The following is a 21,071-nucleotide window of genomic DNA, read 5'->3' on the forward strand; positions in this document are numbered from 1 at the left end:
TAACGTCATATGAATCATGAGCATCATTCAATAAAAATCCAAGAAATAACAAGTGTTTTATGTTTTAAATTATTAAAATATAAAATTACCACCAAATTTTATCAAAAAAGATCAATTGCAAAGATTCCAATTCTGATTCTATCCGGTATTTTTTTGATTCTATAAATAATTACTGAATCTCGATACGCGATAGACGCAGGAGGTAATCATGGCAACATTGATGACACGGAATCAGGGTGCAGCAAGATATGCCTCGGTTAGAGACAGGGTGCGACTGCATCTGCTCACCTCTGCTGCTATTGCTATAGTTGTTATAAGTTCGGCATCTGTGGCCACGGCAAATGAATGGGTGGGGGCGGTTGATAATGATTTCTTTAAAAAAGAAAATTGGGATGACCTTGGCGGGCCGCAAGGTGCAGGGTCATCTGTCAATAACGGGCACGCTGTCGGGGTAATCAATTTAAAAACAGACTCGAGTTCTGTTATCGCTGAGGATATCGGGGCTGTTGCAAACGCTAATGCGAGTCTGAAACTGCAAGTTTTGACAAATCCTGACGATATTATGAATAGTTTCGTATTAAATTTCGGCCCGCAGTTACAGGTCGGTGCGAATGGTGGAACAGGTCTACTTCAGATCTCGCTGAATGGGTCTGCCATGAGTAATATTTATTCAGAAAGTATTGAGGTTGGTGCTGGAGCGGGGAGTGTTGGTACTATTAATTTGATTGGTACCGGAAAAAACACGAGTAGCGGACCAAATTCATCATTCAAAATATCAAATAAATATCGGGATAAAACTATTGATGAGCTAATTAACATGCCCAAGGATGGGCAAGATTGTATGATTTGTTCCTCTTTATATCATTTTGATGGCAGCGGCGGTATTTTCATTGGTAAAGACCAAGGAAGCGGTACCCTCAATATTAGCAATAGTGCGTTCAATGTTAGTGAGCGCAGTGATTTTGTCATCGGTGAAGGTGCCGGTAGTTCGGGTGTCGTCAATGTGCTTGCTGGTGGCAAACTGAGCGATGCCGGCTATGGCTATGAAAATAAAAATAGCATGCGTATCGGCAATGCAGGAGGGCGGGGTACTCTGAATGTCGCTGGCTTGGCAGGAGGTAGCCAGGGATCTTCTCCGGTTGCAATTTTCTCTGCCGGCTTGCAAGTCGGGAGCGGGGCAGGCAGCCGTGGTGAGGTAAATATTTTAGCCGGCGGTAAGGCTCATAGTTATCTTAATACGTCATTGGCGAACGGGGCTGACAAGCCTGATGCTTCAGCTGCAGAATATTCGGATTATCGTACACGTATTGGTGCAGATTCCGGTATAGGTTCCCTGACTGTCTCAGGTGAAAATTCTGTATGGTATCAATCCGGTTTTGTTGATGGTTCACTGCTGAAATGGAACACTAATGTTACGACATCGACCGGGCATCTCTATGTTGGTGAGAGTGGCGAAGGGGCACTGACCATTGCTGATGGCGGGGTTGTGCGCGTTGGTACCGCCTCTTGGTCTTATGATGATGATAGTTATTATACCTATCGTAAATTGAATGATCATGTCGCAGACGGAACCGTTTTTGTAGGAGAAAAAGCCGGAGGTAGCGGAACTATCAATATCGGTGGTAAAGTCGGCGAAGCACCGACTGCGGCTGGCAGACTGATGGCAAAAACGCTTGAATTCGGTGAAGGATCAGGCCTCGTTCGCTTTAATCATACTTCATCCGATTATATTTTTGACGAATTTGATGCCAAATATCGTGACGGACCTTCGCGGCTCAGCAAGCTTGAAATAAAAGGCAAGGGAGTGCTTGAAGCAGCTGCCGGACGTACTATTCTTCAGCACGATCAGCTCGGGTTTACTGGTGTTCTCCGTCCTGCCGGCGGTATTTTGCAAGTGAACAGCGATATTTCGACGGCTGAAGCGCAAGTCCAGCTTGGCGGAGTTCTGGAAGGCGTTGGCTTTGTCGGAAATACTAAAAATGCCGGTATTATTGCTCCGGGGAAAACACCAGACGGCGCGCAAGGATATCTCAGTTCCATAGGAACATTAACAGTCAAGGGTGATTACACCGGTGAAAATGGTGTGCTGTCTCTGGACACTGTGCTGGGTGGTGATGCTTCGAGAACAGACCGGCTGGTTGTGACCGGCGACACCTCAGGGCAGACAACAGTCATTGTGAAGAATATCGGGGGGGAAGGCGCTCAGACTGCTAATGGCATCGAGGTTATCAGCGTTGGCGGTAAATCTGAGGGTCAATTTACGCTGCTTGGAAATTATAACTTTAATGGCAATCAGGCAGTTGTCGGCGGCGCTTATGCCTATCAGTTGTATCAGGGTGGTTTGGTAAATCCTGCTGATGGCAATTGGTATCTGCGTTCTGAGTTGATCCCGGATAAGCCGCTCTATCAGGCGGGTGTACCGGTTTATGAAGTCTATCCGCAATTCCTATTAGGCTTAAATGGTTTGTCGACATTGCAACAGCGCGTTGGCCGCCGTTATTGGAATGATGACGGTAACAGGGTGGTGGCTGAGGGAGCAGATGTTGTCGGCTCGCCTTATGCTGCACCACAAGAAGCTGGTAGTGTTGTTGATCGTAATGGTGTCTGGGGTCGTATTGAGGGCTCGTATAGTAAAGTTAAGCCGCAGACTTCCACATCGAATGCGAATTATAATTTTGACAGTTTCCGTATGCAGGCAGGCATTGACGGTATGCTGGCTGAATATGAAACTGGTAAGTTGATTGGCGGAATTACAGCACATTATGTCCACGGCTCTGCAAGAATCCGTGCAACATATGAAAACAATACGATTTCAGCGACATATGGTGGCGGAGATATCTCAACGGATGGTTATGGTTTTGGCGGAACGCTGAGCTGGTATGGCGAAAACGGTTTCTACCTGGATGGGCAGGCACAGGCGACATGGTATGACAGTGATCTGAGCTCGCGACTGGCCGGTACAGGACTTACAAATGGTAATAACGGTTTTGGTCATGCGTTCTCGATTGAAGGCGGGCAGCGGATTGCCATGGATCAAAACTGGACGATTACCCCTCAGGGGCAGCTGATTTATTCTCATGTGTCTTTTGACAGTTTTGATGATGTGTTTGGTGCCCATGTTCGGCTTGATCGCGGATCAAGCTTACAGGGACGCATGGGACTTGCCGTTGAACGACAAAATTCATGGTATGCTTCAAATGGTATGATTGCCCGCAGTAATATCTATGGCGTCGGTAATCTGTATTATGAATTTTTAAACGGAACAAAGGTTGAAACTGCTGATGTTACGTTTGCTAATCGCAATCAAAGACTTTGGGGCGGAATAGGGGTTGGTGGCAGTTATAACTGGAATGGTGATAAATATGCCATTTATGGTGAGAGCTCAGTTAATACCAGTTTGAGCAGTTTCGGAGACAGCTACTCCTATAAAGGGAATGTTGGCTTCCGTATGAAATGGTAGTGCAGAGTGAGGTCAGAGGATTGGCTGGCCAGACATCGAGCAATTGGTTTTAGCGAAGTTGATGACAGTTGTCATAGAGAGTTCCAGCGAGTTTTGCATAACCCGCTGGAGCTCTAATTTCAGATACAGGTATTTAGGCATACCTGAAGCCGTGAGAAAAATTACTTAGCAGCTAAGAAGTCTGCAACGTCCAGCAAGATAAACTCGTTATTCGCGGCTTCACCGATCTGACGCCCTGCTGAGAATGGCAGGTTGTTGTCGTTGGCGATCAGGATATGCTTATCGTCAACGCGCATTACATTTTCAATGGTAAAGAACGGGAAGGTGAATTTGCCTTTGAGGTCTCGTGCTGCTGCAGTCTTCAGGATTGCCTTATTGTCCGGATCCTGAATATCCATCAAATTGATATGCCCTATACGGTGAATATAGCCGTCTGCATCAATTTTAGCTGTATCAACCAAAACGATATTCTTCACTTTGGCCGGCAGCGGATAGCAGGCTGAAAGATCGTCTGTCTTACATTCAAGGCTCGGATCGCCTTCACCATTATCGCGCTCAATAACTAATGCGCGGGTGTCGTCAATGAAATTAAAATCACCGATAGCTGTAGCACCCTCTGCAAGACGGAAGCGATAGTTGTTGCCTGTCCACTCAGCTTTGCCGGTATCAAAAGTCATAACACGTAAGAAGTCGCCTTCCGGCTTACCGCTGTCGTCATAAAGCGGTTTTTCCAGCATCGCCCACAGCTGGTTGGTTTTTGGTTGCAGCGCCATGCCTTCATAACCGCCCGAACGCTGAACACGATAATCCTTGCCGGCAACCGCTGGCACGACGATGCCGGGTGTATCGGGGCCTGCCAGTTGCTTGCCATCCAGCATGGTTGGATAAACGGCTTTCACGCGGCCATCGATACCCGCACGGATGATGTAAGGCCCGAATTCGTCACCGATCCAGATTTCGTCATTGAGATACTGGATGCTTTCCGGATCAAAATCCGCGCCGGTCAGATAGCGGCTGTCAGTGCCTTCATAAGCAATACGGAAGGGTACTTTCTTGTCAGGATCGCTGAGAAACACCGATTCCATACGCTCGACTTTACCGGTTTCGAAATCAGGCTTTAAGCGATGGAAAAACAGCAATGCGTCCGGGCTGTTGGCCTTCGTACCAAAACCGTTATCGGTCAGTGTAAAAACGCTGCCGTCGTCTGCGCGGTTCATCGCGAAGCCTGACAGGCCCTGCACCGGCTGGCCAATGAAAGGAAGCGAGATACCGGTGGTGTGACTGCCATAGGCTTTGCCAACATCACCCATGACACTCATTGGCTTGTCATTGCGTGCCTTGCCTGTGAACTTGCCGGAAACCCATGCATCGCGGGGTGCATCTGCAGGCGGCGTGATCAGTGTCAGAGCTGGCAGATAGGCGTGACCTGCCAGTTTAGCTGTAAATGTCTCTTCAGCCATTGCTGATGACGTCATAGCAATTGTGGCAATGGAAGCGAGAAGATGGCCAAGGCGCATAAGGAATCCCTCTGGTTACAAGAATAAGCAGGCGGATTCATAAAGACGCTTTGTGACGTATAATTATCATCCAAATAAAAATTAAATGACGGTTTTTACGCGTTTTATTGGGTTGCTAGGGCTGGGTAGCATCTTTTCATAAATGTGTCGGACATCTGTTATATTAGTGTCATCTGAGCTTCTTATTTGTGTATCGAGTGAACATACCGTAAGGAATTCTGATATGCACAAACTGCTTATTGCTCTTGCCTCGTCAACTATGCTGACGACTGCTGCTGGTGCTGCAACTGTCTATCCGATTGATCGGGCGACAATTCTTGTCAACTCACCATTCGATTTCAAGGTTGAGTTCGATAAGGTCGTTAAGCCAGAGGACGTGAAGGTTAGCGTCAATGGCCAGAACTACGAGGCTGTGTTTGGCAGTAAGGCTGAATTCGTTGCTGAAGAAAAAGGTGCTGAAGACAAAGTGCTGGGCTCTGCCCTCATTTTGCGTGGCCTCAAAATCGATAAAGCCGGTGATTATAAGGTTGAAGTCTCTGCCGGTGACGAAACCAAATCGGTCAACTGGGATGTCTATGCAACCGGTTCTGAAGCCAAAGCCAAGAATGTTATTTTCCTGATTGCTGATGGCCTGTCTGTTGCTCACCGCACCGGTGCGCGCATCATGTCCAAAGGCATGACCGAGGGTAAAGCCAATGGTCGTCTGAGCATGGATGATATTCCGCCGGTTGCGTTTATCGGCACCTCATCAACCCATTCGATCGCGACGGATAGTGCCAATACGATGTCGGCTTATATGACTGGCCATAAATCGCGGGTGAATGCACTCGGCGTTTATGCAGATCGTACACCGGACAGTCAGGACGATCCTAAAGTTGAAACCATTGCAGAAGCAATGCGCCGTGAAACGAAGAAATCAATCGGCATTGTTACGACTTCCGAACTTCAGGATGCCACTCCAGCAGCATTGGTTGCACATACACGCAAGCGTTCTGACAAAGCCGATATTGTCGGCATGATTTATGATGTCAAACCTGACGTGCTTCTCGGTGGCGGCTCTGCTTACTTCCTCGCCAAAGATATTCCGGGTTCGAAGCGCAAAGACGACAAAGACTATATCCAGCTTTTCAAGGATGCAGGTTACGCGCTGGCGACGAGCAAGGATGAACTTGCGGCTTCCAATACGTCTAATCAGGATAAATTGCTCGGCCTTTTCCACACCGGTAATCTTGATGTGACGCTTGACCGTGAGTTTCTCAAAAAAGGCACTGTCGACAAGTTCCCTAACCAGCCGGGTCTGGTAGACATGACCAGAACGGCTTTAGAAAAGCTTTCCAAAAATCCGGAAGGCTTTTTCCTGATGGTTGAAGGTGCGTCGGTTGACAAGATGAGCCATCCGCTTGATTGGGACCGTGCATTGATCGAAACTATCGAGTTCGACAAAGCTGTGGGTGTTGCCCGTGAGTTTGCCGCGAAAAACCCGGATACATTAATCATCGTGACCGGTGACCATACGCATGGTGTTTCAATTATCGGCACAGTTGATGATGAAAAACCGGGCGATGATATGCGCGAAAAAGTCGGCACTTATGACAATGCCGGTTTCCCGAATTACGAGGATACCAATGGTGACGGTTATCCGGATCGCGTTGATGTCTCACGCCGCCTGTTCCTCTCGGCCAATAATGGTCCGGATCATTATGAAACTTTCCGTCCGAAAATGGATGGTGCTTTCGTACCGGCCGTCAAGAATGAGAAGGGCGAATATGTAGCCAACGAAGCGTACAAAGATGTACCGGGTGCGGTTTTCGTACAAGGTAACATCCCGCGCGAAGATGACACCGGCGTACACTCTGTGGATGATGTTGTTCTGCAGGCAACGGGCCCAGGTTCTGAAGGACTGCGCGGCTATATGGAACAGAGTGACGTTTACCGTGTGCTCGCTGACGTTCTCGCGCTTGGCAAGGCAAAGTCCGAGTAATTATCCACTTGAATAAGGGCAGGCGGCAAAACCGCCTGCTCGTCTTTTTACGGGAGTGCACGATGCACACAGGACAGTATTTCAATCGCAGGCAATTCATGCTTGGTGCATTGGCAACCGCCCCCTTGATGTGCATTGCAAACAGAGCATATGCCGCAGAACAGCTTGGTTTCGATAATCTCTACAAGAGCTTTGGGGTTCTGGGTTTGGAGTTTTCCGATCAGGTTAAAAATGCTTCAGGTAAAGAAGTAGCAATCAGCGGATTTATGGCGCCACCGCTCAAAGCTGAGGCCAATTTCTTCGTTCTGACCGAAATTCCTATGTCAATCTGTCCGTTCTGTTCGTCGGATTCTGATTGGCCGGATAATATCATGGTGGTTTATCTGGCTTCTAAACAGACATTTGTGCAGTTCAACGCGCCAATCCTGACGCGTGGTACACTTGAATATGGCTCATGGACTGATCCGGAAACCGGCTTTGTCAGTCAGCTGCGTCTGCGTGATGCTTCTTTTAAAATGGTCTGATGCGGATGCTTGTTAAATCCTCAGGTCTGGCGCTTGATATTCGTCAGTTGGAAGTGCGTTTTCCCGGACTGCAACTCCCTGTTTTATCTGTTAAAAAATTTAATCTTGCTGCCGGAGAGCATCTGGCAATTACCGGCGCATCAGGTTCGGGCAAAAGCACGCTCGTCAATGTGATAACCGGCCTTGAACCTGTGAAAACCGGCAAGGTGGTTTGGGGCGAGACAGAAATCAGCAGGCTTTCTTCTTTCAAATGTGATGCGTTTCGTGCCCGTAATATCGGGCTGGTGATGCAGGATTTTCATTTGTTTCCCGGTCTGTCCGCTCTTGCCAATGTGCTATTGCCGCTTAAGCTTAATCGTGGCGTGAAAACTGCCGATCGTGAGCGCGCATTGAGCCTGCTTGAAACAGTTGGCATTAAGCGCCCTTCACAACATATAGAAACTCTGTCGCGCGGCGAGATGCAGCGCGTGGCTATTGCACGCGCCTTGCTTGCAAAGCCTGGTGTGATTGTTGCCGATGAGCCGACGGCAAGTCTTGATCAAAAAACCGGCGCAGATATTGCGGAGCTACTGGTGCGCCTTGCATCTGAAGAGAAAGCGACACTGGTTGTTGTCACGCATGATCCGCAGCTCATGCGCTATTTCCAACGCCGCATTCGCCTTGAAGGTGGGAAAATTGCCAGCGACAGCGCGGAAATGGAACTCTCATGATTGCATTTATTCTAGCCGATCTGCGCCGTTTTTGGGGCGGTGCAGTTGCTATTGTCGTGCTGCTGGCGCTGTCAGTGGCTTTAAGTTCGGTTGTTACTTTGCAGGAACGTGCCGTGCGGCTTGGTACGGCGCGTGCATCGGATAAATTCGATCTTGTGATCGGGGCGGCCGGTAGCGATACACAGCTCACACTTTCATCGGTTTTTTTGCAACCGTCGCCTTTACCGCTGATGTCCGGCGCGATGCTGGGCAAACTCGCCGATGATAGTCGCGTGGCTTTTGCTGCACCTATCGGTTTTGGTGACAGCGCGATGGGCTTTCCGATTGTTGGCACCACAACGCAGCTAATTTCAGCGTTATCACCACAGCTTGCCGAGGGCGTATTATTTTCTCGTTTGGGCGAGGCGGTTATCGGCTCGGCTGTGGAATTGCCGATTGGTGGCAGGGTTAGTCCGATGCATGGGACGGTGGAAACCGGTGGTCATGCACATACAGAAGTCAGGTATCATATTGCGGGTAAAATGGCACCAACCGGTACGGCATGGGACCGCGCTATTCTGGTGCCAATTCGCACGGTCTGGCAGCTGCATGGCATGGAGGTGAACGAAGATCATGGGCATAAGGATCATGCCGGAACGCCGCACGCCCATGAGCACGAGATCGATATTAATGCCCCGCTTGATGAGGTTTTTGATGCAAATAGTCCTGGTGTTCCGGCTATCCTCGTGAAGCCTAGGACGATTGCAGATGCCTATCGCTTGCGGCAGGAATATCGCTCTGAAAACACATTGGCGGTCTTTCCGGCAGAGGTTCTTACCAGACTTTATTCGACGCTCGGTGATGCCCGTAGTCTCTTACTCGGGATAGCCGTTGGTACGCAGGCTATTGTGGTTCTCGCACTGTTACTTGTGGCTGTTATGCATATTGGTGCACGTAAACGCCAGATTGGTGCCTTGCGGGCATTTGGCGCTCCGGTTCGTTCCATTATGACTATTGTCTGGGGTGAGTTGTTCTTTCTGTTGCTGCTTGGGATTTTCTTCGGCCTCGCATTTGGTTACGCGGTAACGCATGTCATTACATCATGGCTCACGGCTACAACTGCGGTCAGAATGCCGGTTGAGTTCGCGATGAGCGACCTTTGGCTGGCTGTCGGTTTTGTTCTTGTTGCTGCTGTTGTTTCATTGGTTCCGGCACTGATGACATTGCGTATGAGTGCGGCATCCGCTTTGCAATCTTGAATGAAAAATACAATATTGTTTAAATTTTAATATAATTATTACAATTTCAAATATTTATAAATATAAATGAAAATTTTATTGATAGAATTGTTTGTGTTGACGTTATTTGTCGCCTGAATTATCATTCAATTTATATGAATAATTCATTTTAAGTATATTTTATATTTATATTAATTTTTTATAATTAGGTGTAGGTTTGATAATTTGCGCATATATTATTGTTTTCATCTTTTGCTTTGTTTTTTGTGTTTTTAATGTCGCAAAATTATTACGGCAAAAAGATGGTGCAGCTTACGCGCCAGCGTTCACAGCTTCTTATAAAGGAGCTGTGCTGTGTTTGTTTGTTGGTTCAGCTACGCCTGTTTTCTCAGCTGATTTATATTGGGACGCGAACGGCACATCCGTTGGAAGTGGCGGTACGGGTACATGGAACCTCACAGCGCTGACATGGAGCCCAAACAGTGATGGTGTCAGCGGCCCCTATAGAGCATGGAACAATACGGCGTTAGACAATACTATTTTCGCCGGCACTGCGGGGACGGTGACATTGGGGGCGGCGATCTCCGTTCATAATCTCACCTTCACAACAAACAACTATACACTCAGCGGTAATACACTGACGCTTGCTGGCTCCCAGCCTGTAATTACAACCAATACCGGTATTACATCGACAATCAGCTCTGTTGTCGCAGGAACCGCAGGATTTACTAAAGATGGTGCGGGAACACTTGTTCTGACGGGAACAAATAGTTTTACAGGTAATCTGCTACTCGTTGCGGGGTTGCTCTCTGTTAATACAGATGCTGCGCTCGGAGCCGCAGGAAATCAGGTAATAACGTCAGGTGGTACAACACTGATTGCAACGGGGGCGCTGAATGCAAGCCGCATTATTAATTTAAGTGGTGGTGGTGTGACGGCTTTGAGTGGTGCAGGCGTTGGTTCTGCGCACTATACCGGTACGGGTGGTATAACGACTGGTGCCAATGTCCGGCTGAATAATGATACCAATGATTTCACCGGATCTGCAGTTTTTGCGTTTAACGGGTCTGCTTATTTTACATCAGTCGGTGATATTGGGCAGGCCAGTTCGCTAGGAGCCGCAAATACTGTTGCAACGGCGACTATTCGTTTTACAGGACTCAATCAATATTCTGATGCTCTTTACTATGAGGGCACAGGCTCATCCAGCAACCGCAACTGGGAGTTTTCTACAAGTGGCGGAAGTCCCGCTACGCAGCTCGTTAACAATGGTAGCGGCTTATTAAGCTTAAGTGGCACGATGGCTGCAAATGGTTCCGGTATGGTTTTCGGCGCAGCAAATGCTGACATGGAACTGTCGGGCGTGATTAGCAGTGTACGTGGCATCAATTTTCAGCTTGGCGCTGGGCGCTCAATAACATTGGGTAATTCAAATACTTATAGCGGTGGTACTATTTTCAGTGCAGGTACCGCTGCAACGCTCGGAACCAGAACCGTTAATATAGGATCCTTAACAAATACCGGCATTGCCAGCGCATTCGGAACAGGCACCAGCAGTGGCATCACACTTACGAATGGTATTACTATCAATTATACGGGAGCTGCTTCAAACAGTAACAGAAACTGGACGATTAACGGAACGACCAGAGAGAGCAATATTTTTAATAATGGCACCGGTGCGCTGAATTTAAGCGGATCAGTGAGTTTGGCGCATACCCTGACACTGGGCGGCAGTTTTGCAGGTGAAAATACGCTGTCCGGTATCATTTCCGGCACGGGTGCTCTCGGCAGCAGCGGGGCAGGTATCTGGACATTGACCGGCGCGAACACACGGACAGGGGCCGTTGTCGTTGATGGCGGAACCTTGCGTGCAGGCAGCGCCACCTCCTTCGGTACTGTTACGGGCATTACGGTCAATAGCGGCCTGCTTGACCTGAATAATTTTGATATCCTGACACCCAGTCTGACAGGAGCAGGCGGAGAAATTGCGCTCGGCACAGGTATAATGACTGTGAACGGCACGACAACGACCAGCTATGCGGGTAAGCTTACAGGCACCGGCGGACTCATAAAAGCAGGGACAGGAACGCTGGCTCTGTCGGGTGCGAATACTTATACCGGTGATACCACTGTACAGGGCGGGCAACTAAATTTGGTTTTCGCGACTTCCGGCACGCCTGTCAGTGACATTATCTCGGCATCTTCAACGCTGAATATGGACGTCGGAACGCTGAAAATCACAGGTGTGAATGGTGCCGCCAATATACAGAATTTTAACGGGCTGAATATTATTCAAGGCAGTAACCGGATTTCGGCAGTATCAGGCAATGGCGGCAGTGTAACGGTTAATTTCGGTGCCATACACCAGACTGGTGGGACGATTGATTTTGGGCTGCCAGTCAATGGCAGCTTCCTGACAACAAGTACAACACTAGGCGGTTGGGCGACTGTCAATGGCACGGATTATGCAAAAGTCGTTTCCGGCGTCATAACAGCCTTTACGAATAATGATTATGTGAAAAAAGATGATGCAGGAACGTGGCAAGGCGGAGATATTGTCTCTGATCAGGACGGGTTTTTCGGAACTGTAAATAACACAGTTCAAATTGGCGGATTACGCTATACTGTACCGAAAAACTCAACTGTCAGTGTTGCAACCGGTCAGATACTTGGAGTTGATGGCACTATTATTGTTGCGCCATCAGTCCTCAGTTTTAATCAGGTTATAACCGGGGGATCCATAACCGGTGTTGCTGGCGGCGGCGCACTCAGCATTCTGCAAAATAGTACCGGTAATTTTACGATTGCATCGCAGATTATCAATAATAACGGGGTTACAGGTTTTACCAAGAGCGGAACGGGGCTGCTCACACTGACCAGTGCAAATACTTATACTGGCGCTACAACAGTGAATGGCGGTGTGCTTGCAATCAGCAGTGTTGCGAATGGTGGTGCTGCCAGTAATATTGGCGCATCCACAGCGGATGCTTCTAATCTTATTATCGGAAATGGCACGCTGCGCTATACAGGCACAACCACGGTGTCGGACAGAGGCTTTACACTTGTCAATGCGGGTGTTTCGCGGATTATTGAAGTTACAAGCAGTATAGCCAATTTAACTTTCAACGGACTGGTAACCAGTGATGATGATGCCGGTTTTAACAAGACGGGTGCGGGTACACTGACACTCGGAAATGCCGCCAATGATTATATTGGTGTGACTACAGTTCTGGGCGGTACACTTGCAGTCAGTACATTAGCAAATGGCGGTATGGTCAGCAGTATTGGCAAGTCTGGCGCAGATGCTGCCAATCTGGTTTTGGCAGGCGGAAAGCTGCAATATACTGGTTCAACTGTGAGTACTGACCGTGGTTTCACTCTTGGCACAGGCGGGGGAAAAGTTGGCGTAACTGATGCCGTTGCGGCCCTAACATTTAGTGGTGCAATTGTTGGGACGACCGGCCTCACCAAAGAAGATGCCGGAACACTGATACTCTCTGCAAACAATGCTTATACAGGTGGCAATATTGTCAACGGAGGAACTTTGCGTGCAGGTTCAGCACAAGCCTTCGGAAGTACTGCAAACCGGATGACGGTGAACAGTCCGGGCAAGGTTGAACTTGCGGGTTTTAGCGTGACTGTCGGTGGATTAACGGGCACCGGAACGGTTGATTTAAGTACCGGAACATTGACCTCATCTGGCATCAGTGCGGCGTTCTCCGGAAAAATTACGGGTAGCGGAGGGCTGACACGGACGGGTTCATTCACGCAAACACTTACTGGTTGTGCGAGTGACTATACAGGCCGAACCACAATAAATGGCGGAACGCTTAGTGTTGATTGTCTGGCCAATGGTGGAGCTCCGAGCAGTATTGGTGCATCGAGCGACGCATCTGCCAATCTTACTTTAAGTAATGGTACATTTAATTATACCGGCAACAGTGTAAAAACAGACCGTGGTTTTACGATCTCCGGCAGCCCAGGTATTATCAATGTTGCAAATTCTTCGACGGTGTTGGAGTTTACAGGACAAGTTGTAGGGGGAGGTTATTTAAGAAAATCCGGTCCCGGAACATTGGTACTAGGGGGAAGTAATACTTATACAAATTATACATATGTGAATGAAGGCATCTTACGTCTTAATTCAACAAGCGCTTTGGGTACACCTGCGTCGGTGCTTTTGGATAATACCAGCGGTGTATTGTTAGATCTGAATGGATTCAACACGAATATAACTTATTTGACAGGTGGCGGAACTGCCGGTGGTGATGTAGCACTTGGAAGCGGCGATCTGACACTTACTGCCGGTAACCCTGCAGCAGATTTTGCCGGCAAGATCAGCGGCACAGGAAAATTCATCAAAAGCGGTACCGGCTTGCAAAAACTGTCAGGGTGCCAAAGTACATATACAGGTGTCACGAGTATAAATGGTGGCATACTTGAAGTCAGTTGCCTTAAAAATGGCGGTGTTGCGAGTTCTATCGGTAATTCTGCAAACGCCGCAGGAAATCTTGTGATTAATGGCGGTACATTACAATATACCGGCAATGGCGACACTACTGATCGTCAGCTTACATTAGGAGCCAGCTCCGGCAATACAATTGATGCATCCGGATCAGGCACAATCAGCTTTACAAGCTCCTCTCCCGTTACGTTTTCAGCGGCGAATTCGGCTCAGACCCTGACACTAAGCGGGCTAAATAAGGGTTACAATAAATTTGAACTGCAGCTTGGTAATAATGGCACAGGCGTAACATCCCTTGCAAAAACTGGCACCGGAACCTGGATTTTAACGAATTCTGCCAGTACGTATACCGGTATTACCTCAATTACCGGTGGTATTCTTGGTGTTGATAAACTCGCTGACGGTGGCGTTGCGAGTAGTCTAGGGGCATCGTCATCAGCTGCATCTAATCTGGTTATCGGAAACGGTTCCACTCTTCGCTATACCGGTAGCGGGGATAGTACCAACCGCTTGTTTACCCTTGCTGCAGGAACAACATTTCTTGAATCATCCGGCAGCGGTGCGATTGTTTTTACAGATACCGGACCTGTGACCCTTCAGGGAAATAATCAGGCTCGTACAATAGCCTTGGGCGGCAGTAATCTCGGTAATAACACACTGGCAGGTGCCATAGGAGATTCCGGCACAGGCAAAACTGTTCTCGCAAAAAATGATGACGGCACGTGGATTCTAGCGGGCAATAATACTTATAGTGGCAATACAGTCATTAATGGCGGCATGCTGCAAATCGGCAATGGCGGTACGACCGGTTCTATTGTCAGTGATCTGTTTAACAACAGTATTCTGAGCTTTAATCGTCAGGATACTTATAGTTATGGCGGATTGATTTCCGGCGCGGGCGAAATACGTCAAACTGGTTCTGGTACAACAGTTCTTACGGGGACGAATATCTATACGGGCACAACGACAGTTGAGGCCGGAACTCTGTTAATCAATGGCAATCAGTCTGCCGCGGCGGGTATTACAACAGTTACAGCCAACGGGAAGCTTGGAGGCAGTGGTATTATTGGCGGTGACGTCAATGTTACGGGCGGTACATTGTCTGCTGGCGGTGATGATGTCGGAAAACTCACGATCAACGGCAATTTGAAACTGGATTCCGCTTCCAGTATTCATATGAAATTTGGCCAATCCAACGCTGTTGGCGGTATGCTCAATGATCTGATTGAGGTCAATGGAGATGTTGTACTTGATGGCACACTCAACGTATCCGTTGCAACCGGTGGTAGTTTTGAAGTGGGCATGTATCGTGTGCTGAATTTTAGTGGTCGACTGAATGGTAATGGGTTGCTCGTTGGCAATATGGCAGGCGGTAGCTCAAGCGGTGCTTTCGTTCAGACATCGGTTAGTGGTCAGGTCAATCTGATTTATACGAATGGTCTGGTTCTGAATTACTGGGATGGCAATGCGGGTCCGAAGTTCAACGGTATTGTGGATGGCGGTAGCGGAACTTGGCAAAATAGCAGTGGCAACAACAACTGGACCGAGATAAGTGGCGGTGTTAATTCGATCTATAGCGATGGATCTTATGCAATTTTCTCAAATGTAGCTGGTATTGTCAAAGTGGATAATATGTTGGGGGCGGTCACTGCATCGGGTATGCAGTTTGCAGCTGACGGTTATAGAGTTGAAGGGGATTCGCTGGCACTCGCTGGCGCGGAAGCGACAATCCGGGTTGGTGACGGAACAGGCGCAGGCTCGGGTTTCACTGCAACGATTACATCCGTTCTAACCGGTACAAGCAAGCTGACCAAAACGGATGCTGGTACTCTGATTCTGACAGGCACGAATAGCTACAGTGGAGGCACCGAGATTAGAGCTGGCACACTTCGGATCGCTCAGGATAGTAACCTTGGTGCAGCTGGTGGGCTTACTTTAAATGGCGGCACGCTCAACACCACAGCTAATATTGTGAGCGATAGAGATATTACGCTGACGGGTGCGGGAACCTTCAATCAAGATGCTAATACGTCACTGACGCTTTCAGGTGGTTCTGCAACGGGCACAGGTGCCTTGACCAAGGATGGTGACGGTGCATTGATATTGACTGGCGATGCCGCACATAGCGGCGGCACGACAATAACGGCCGGTGTATTCCAAATCGGAACAGGTGGGACGAGCGGTTCGATTGCTGGTGATATTGTCAATAATGCTTCGCTCGTTTTTAATCGTAGTGATGATATTACCTATGCCAATGTTGTTTCCGGTAGCGGTTCACTACGCCAAAGCGGGGCAGGCACAACGACACTGATCGGCGTTAACACCTATAGCGGTGCAACTGCCGTCGATGCAGGCAGACTGGTTGTGCAGTCGGGCGGAAAAGTCACGGCAACGTCTCACTTCAATATTGCTGAGACCAGTGCCACTCAGGCGGGCATGGTCATTGACGGTTCCACTGCCGCCGTTACATCGACGGGCGCAGCCACTTCTCTTGTCGGAGGGGCAGGCGAGGGCACATTGACGGTGCAGAATGGTGGAAAACTAACCTCTGGTGGTACGGGCAATGTGCAAGTCGGTAGTGCAGCAACAGGGAAAGGCACGGTCAATGTTAACGGTGCAGGATCCCAATGGGACATTGCTAACACGCTTGATGTTCTGCGTGGTTCGTTCACTCTTTTTAACGGCGGAGTAGCCACAAGTGGCTCTGCAACCTTTGCCGGAGGGGATGAAAATAATGCCGATCTTCTTATCACAGGTGCAGGTTCACGATTTGAGACTATTGGCGGATTTGCACTTGCAAATCATGCGACTGCGAGTGGAACGGTTACTCTTGCTGTCAGCGGAACGCTGAAAGTCGGTGGCGGAACATTCACTATGGGAGCGGGCAATGCCGTATTGAATATTGGTGGTGTGGAGGGTTCTGCAGACGTGAGCGCAGGTACGCTTGATGCTGCATCTTTGCAATTGGGAGCGGCAACCAATCGCCTGAACTTCAATCATAATGATACGCAATATAGTTTTTCAACAGCGGTGTCCGGCGCAGGCTCAGTTCATCACAATGGTAGCGGCGGTACTATACTGACAGGCACCAGTAGCTATACAGGTGCCACGACAGTTACTGCGGGTAGCCTTTATATTAATGGTGATCAATCTGCGGCTAAAGGCCAAACAAGTGTAGAGTCAGGCGCCAAGCTTGGCGGGAAGGGGACTATTGGTGGTAATGTAACCATTGCCGATGGTGGAGCACTTAACCCTGGTGATGTTGGGCAGGCACCGGGAGAGTTGACAATCGGGGGTAATCTTGAGCTTGCCGCTAATGCGGTAATGAATTACCGTTTCGGTAAATCCGGTATGATTGGTGGTCCGCTGAATGATCTCGTGACGGTAAAAGGTGATCTGACTTTGGCTGGTTTGCTCAACGTACAAACCTCAGCTGGCGGCAGTTTTGATCCGGGAGTTTATCGGGTAATCAGCTATGATGGTGCGTTTGTAGATAACGAACTTACAGTGGGTACAATTCCGTCTCCCGATTTTTATTTGCAAACATCCGTCCCGGGGCAGGTCAATCTGATTAATACTTCGGGTTTTACATTGAACTATTGGGACGGAGCACTGGCTGCCCATAAAAATAATAGTCAGGCTGATGGCGGCGATGGTATCTGGCAAAATGCAGCGGGTATTGACAACTGGACAATTGATACCGGCGCACTGAATGCCCCCTACAGTGATAATGCTTTTGCAATTTTCACAGGCACATTAGGCATTGTGACCACAGACAGCAGTCAGGGGGATATTAAGGCTAGCGGTATGCAATTCCTCACCACGGGCTATGTGATACAGGGTGATACAATCAATCTGACCGGCGGCGCAAAGTCGGTCATCCGTACAGGTGATGGAACTGCAGCGGGTGCAGCAATAACGGTCACCATCAAATCTGAACTTACTGGTTCAACACAACTGGTTAAATCTGACCTCGGTACACTAATTTTGGCGGCAGCCAACACCTATACCGGCGGGACGGCAATCAACGGCGGCACGCTACAAGTTTCTGCTGATAATAACCTTGGGGTAACAGCAGGAGATGTAACATTCGACGGCGGTACACTTGCCACGACAACGACCATGATCACGAGCCGGAATCTGATATTTAACGGTATTGGTGGCGCTTTGCAGAGCGCTGGCAATACGACATTAACTATTGACGGTACGGTTACAGGGACGGGCGCTCTACACAAAGCCGGAGCCGGTACACTCTTGGTTCTGAGTGACACCGCGCATACTGGCGGCACGCTGATCGACAATGGCACATTGCAACTGGGTAATAGAGGCACTACCGGCCGCGTGTCTGGCGCGATCATCAATGATGGCTTACTTATCGCCAACCGCTCTGATGGACTACGCTTAGATAATGTAATCTCTGGTAGCGGTGCATTTGAACAAGCCGGTACAGGCAGTACCATTCTTGCCGGCATCAACAGCTATAAAGGTTCAACCGCAGTCAAATCGGGCGTGCTGTTTATCAATGGAGATCAATCCGCAGCAACAGGTGATACCAATGTTTTGAGTGGTGCAACCTTGAGCGGTGCCGGAACAATCGGCGGCAATGTAATCGTTGCTAATGGTGCTGTTCTTGAACCGGGCAGTGCTGCCGGAGCTGCCAGTACCCTGCATATTAATGGCGATTTGAGACTCGCTAATAACTCTGTTCTGAACATGCAATTTGGTGAAGCCAATGTTGCAGGCGGTGCCTATAATGATCTTATCAATGTGGGTGGAGATCTGACACTTGGAGGCACACTCAATGTTTCGGTTTCTACCAATGGTGTTTTCGGCTTCGGTCTCTACCGCATCATCAACTTTAGCGGGCATTTGACAGATAACGGTCTGGCGCTTGGTCAGGCTCCGCTTAATTACAGACTAAGTATTCAAACTTCCGTTGCAGGGCAGATTAATCTGGTAAGTGATGATCCTGCAAACATGAATTACTGGGATGGTGATGGTGGCGAAAAGGGTGACCATACTATAACCGGCGGTGATGGTATCTGGCAGAACAATCTCGGCAATGATAATTGGACAACTTTCTCCGGCGATAAAAATGGTGCTTATACTAACGGTTCCTATGCGATTTTTACAGGAAAAGCAGGGACAGTCACGGTTGACGATAGTCTTGGTCAGATAGAAACATCAGGCATGCAATTTGCGATCAGCGGCTATCAGCTGAAGGGCGATAGTTTAAAACTCACCGGATCGCAGGCGATTATTAGTGTCGGTGATGGTTCATATGGTGGCGCTGTAATACATGCCACAATAGCGAATGCGCTTAGCGGAGCGAGCCAGCTCGTCAAATCTGATCTGGGCACACTCATTCTCTCAGGTAACAATACTTATACTGGCGGCACTGCAATCAACGGAGGCACAGTCCAGATCGACACAGATCAATCACTGGGCGATGTGGCAGGAAGTATATCGTTTAATAACGGTACATTGTATACGACACAGGATTTACAGAGCAGCCGGTCGATTGCAATCGAAAACAGTGGAATATTGAGAACTGCTGCCAATACCAACCTGACTTTGGATGGCATAATTTCAGGCACAGGTAATCTCACAAAGACTGGTACTGGCACATTGATTATGACTGCCGATAACAGCGCCTATAACGCGCATACGCAGATTGAAGCGGGGGCGCTACATATGAAAGGCGTGCTTGGCGGCACTGTATCTGTTAGCACACAAAGCTGGCTGCAAGGCACAGGAAAAGTCGGCTCCACCATGAACAGCGGTACGATTGCACCTGGTTCGGATGATATAGGAACCCTGACGATACAGGGTGATTATGTGAGTAATAATGGCACCCTTCAAATCAGTGCTGTATTGGGTGACGACACCTCAACAACCAGTCTCCTGACAATCACTGGTGCAACCAGTGGTGCCACGCAGCTTAACGTGATTAATCGCGGCGGAATGGGCGCTCAAACCGTACAAGGCATCAAAATCATTGATGTTAAAGGCATATCCAATGGTACTTTTGCGCTTAATGGCGACTATGTCTTTAATGGCGAACAGGCAATTGTTGCCGGTGCTTACGGTTACCGGCTTTATAAAAACGGGCTTAATACGCCTGATGACGGAGATTGGTATTTACGGTCTGCCTTGCTTGAAACCCAGCCGGAGCAAGCGCTTTATCAACCAGGTGTACCGCTCTATGAAAGTTACGCCGGCCTGCTACAGGAGTTCAATAAGCTAAGCACCTTGCAGCAACGTGTCGGCAACAGACAGTGGGCCGAGCGTACAGATAAAAGCCGGTCGGATACGAAAGATAACCGCTCAATTGATAGCAACGGCGTTTGGGCGCGCATTGAAGCAGCACATAGTAACCGCGATCCGGCAATCTCCACATCAGGCGCAACATATGATGCAAATGTCTGGAAACTCCAGACCGGCATCGACGGCTTGCTGGTGGAAAATGAAACCGGATCGTTAACAGGCAGTGTGTTTGCGCAATATGGGACGATCAAGTCGAATGTGCATTCGCTTTATGGATCGGGCACAATCAATACATCCGGCTATGGCATAGGCACAGCACTGACATGGTATAGTGATAATGGTTTTTATGCGGATGCCCAAGTACAACTGACAGGTTATGATAGCGATATTCATTCCTCTAAGGCAGGGCGCGATCTTGTCAGCGGTAATAATGCTTATGGCACAAGCCTGAGCATAGAAGCGGGGAAACGTATCGCAATCAGCGAAAACTGGTCACTCACACCACAGGCACAGCTAGCCTTTTCAGCGGTCAGGTTTGGTTCTTTTAAAGATATTTACGGTGCGGATGTTTCACTGGATAAAAGCCGGAGCCTGACAGGTCGTTTGGGCCTTGCTGCAAACCATAATATTCAATGGCAGGACAGTGAGGGGCGAAACAATCGCACCCATTTTTATGCTCTTGCCAATGTTTATTATGAATTTGCCGGAGATTCAGAAATTACAGTTTCAGAGACAGGATTTGTTAGCAGAAATGAGCGCCTGAATACGAGCATTAGCGCAGGTGGTTCATTCAACTGGGCCGACGATAAATATTCAATCTATGGTGAAGCCCGTTTTGCAACGGGCATCAACTCGATTGGCAAAAACAATGAAGTCGGAGGAACAGTCGGTCTCCGCACCAGATGGTGATGCTTATGGTTTAGGCGAAAA

The 21,071-nt window shown here is 48.6% G+C and carries 7 protein-coding genes; 6 read left to right on the plus strand and 1 reads right to left on the minus strand.

What is annotated here, in order from left to right; genetic code table 11:
- Positions 1-841: 841 nt before the first annotated feature.
- On the plus strand, positions 842-3,460 hold the full coding sequence (locus QUF18_RS14680; RefSeq protein WP_289387988.1) for an autotransporter family protein: 2,619 nt from the start codon (positions 842-844) through the stop codon (positions 3,458-3,460).
- 161 nt (positions 3,461-3,621) lie between these two features.
- Here the strand turns inward: QUF18_RS14680 and QUF18_RS14685 are convergent, their stop codons facing one another.
- On the minus strand, positions 3,622-4,977 hold the full coding sequence (locus QUF18_RS14685; protein ID WP_289387990.1) for an esterase-like activity of phytase family protein: 1,356 nt from the start codon (positions 4,975-4,977) through the stop codon (positions 3,622-3,624).
- A 223-nt stretch (positions 4,978-5,200) separates the two neighbouring features.
- On the opposite strand from QUF18_RS14685, the gene QUF18_RS14690 reads away from it, so the two are divergent.
- The 5 genes from QUF18_RS14690 to QUF18_RS14710 all read left to right on the plus strand — a co-directional run bounded on the left by QUF18_RS14690 (position 5,201) and on the right by QUF18_RS14710 (position 21,050).
- The gene (locus tag QUF18_RS14690; RefSeq protein ID WP_289387992.1) at positions 5,201-6,958 is read left to right on the plus strand and encodes an alkaline phosphatase; all 1,758 of its coding nucleotides are present in this window, start codon (positions 5,201-5,203) and stop codon (positions 6,956-6,958) included.
- Positions 6,959-7,020: 62 nt separating this feature from the next.
- Positions 7,021-7,482, plus strand: coding sequence for a hypothetical protein (locus tag QUF18_RS14695; protein ID WP_289387994.1), 462 nt, complete (start codon positions 7,021-7,023; stop codon positions 7,480-7,482).
- Positions 7,482-8,192, plus strand: a complete 711-nt coding sequence (locus QUF18_RS14700) for an ABC transporter ATP-binding protein (RefSeq protein WP_289387995.1) — start codon at positions 7,482-7,484, stop codon at positions 8,190-8,192. Before QUF18_RS14695 ends, QUF18_RS14700 begins: the two co-directional genes overlap by 1 nt.
- Positions 8,189-9,430: an FtsX-like permease family protein gene (locus QUF18_RS14705; protein WP_289387996.1), complete on the plus strand. Its 1,242-nt coding sequence runs from the start codon at positions 8,189-8,191 to the stop codon at positions 9,428-9,430. The genes QUF18_RS14700 and QUF18_RS14705 overlap by 4 nt, the downstream gene beginning before the upstream one ends.
- Positions 9,431-9,767: 337 nt before the next feature.
- The gene (locus QUF18_RS14710) at positions 9,768-21,050 is read left to right on the plus strand and encodes an autotransporter-associated beta strand repeat-containing protein (RefSeq protein ID WP_289387997.1); all 11,283 of its coding nucleotides are present in this window, start codon (positions 9,768-9,770) and stop codon (positions 21,048-21,050) included.
- Positions 21,051-21,071 lie beyond the last annotated feature (21 nt).

The organism is Pseudochrobactrum kiredjianiae (assembly GCF_030362795.1).
Taxonomy (GTDB): domain Bacteria; phylum Pseudomonadota; class Alphaproteobacteria; order Rhizobiales; family Rhizobiaceae; genus Pseudochrobactrum; species Pseudochrobactrum kiredjianiae.

What these genes read in the sequence shown, in the direction of transcription:
- QUF18_RS14680 (WP_289387988.1), top strand. Translation starts at nt 842, where the DNA reads ATGATTTGTTCCTCTTTATATCATTTTGATGGCAGCGGCGGTATTTTC.
- QUF18_RS14685 (WP_289387990.1), bottom strand. Translation starts at nt 4,977, where the DNA reads ATGCGCCTTGGCCATCTTCTCGCTTCCATTGCCACAATTGCTATGACG.
- QUF18_RS14690 (WP_289387992.1), top strand. Translation starts at nt 5,201, where the DNA reads ATGCACAAACTGCTTATTGCTCTTGCCTCGTCAACTATGCTGACGACT.
- QUF18_RS14695 (WP_289387994.1), top strand. Translation starts at nt 7,021, where the DNA reads ATGCACACAGGACAGTATTTCAATCGCAGGCAATTCATGCTTGGTGCA.
- QUF18_RS14700 (WP_289387995.1), top strand. Translation starts at nt 7,482, where the DNA reads ATGCGGATGCTTGTTAAATCCTCAGGTCTGGCGCTTGATATTCGTCAG.
- QUF18_RS14705 (WP_289387996.1), top strand. Translation starts at nt 8,189, where the DNA reads ATGATTGCATTTATTCTAGCCGATCTGCGCCGTTTTTGGGGCGGTGCA.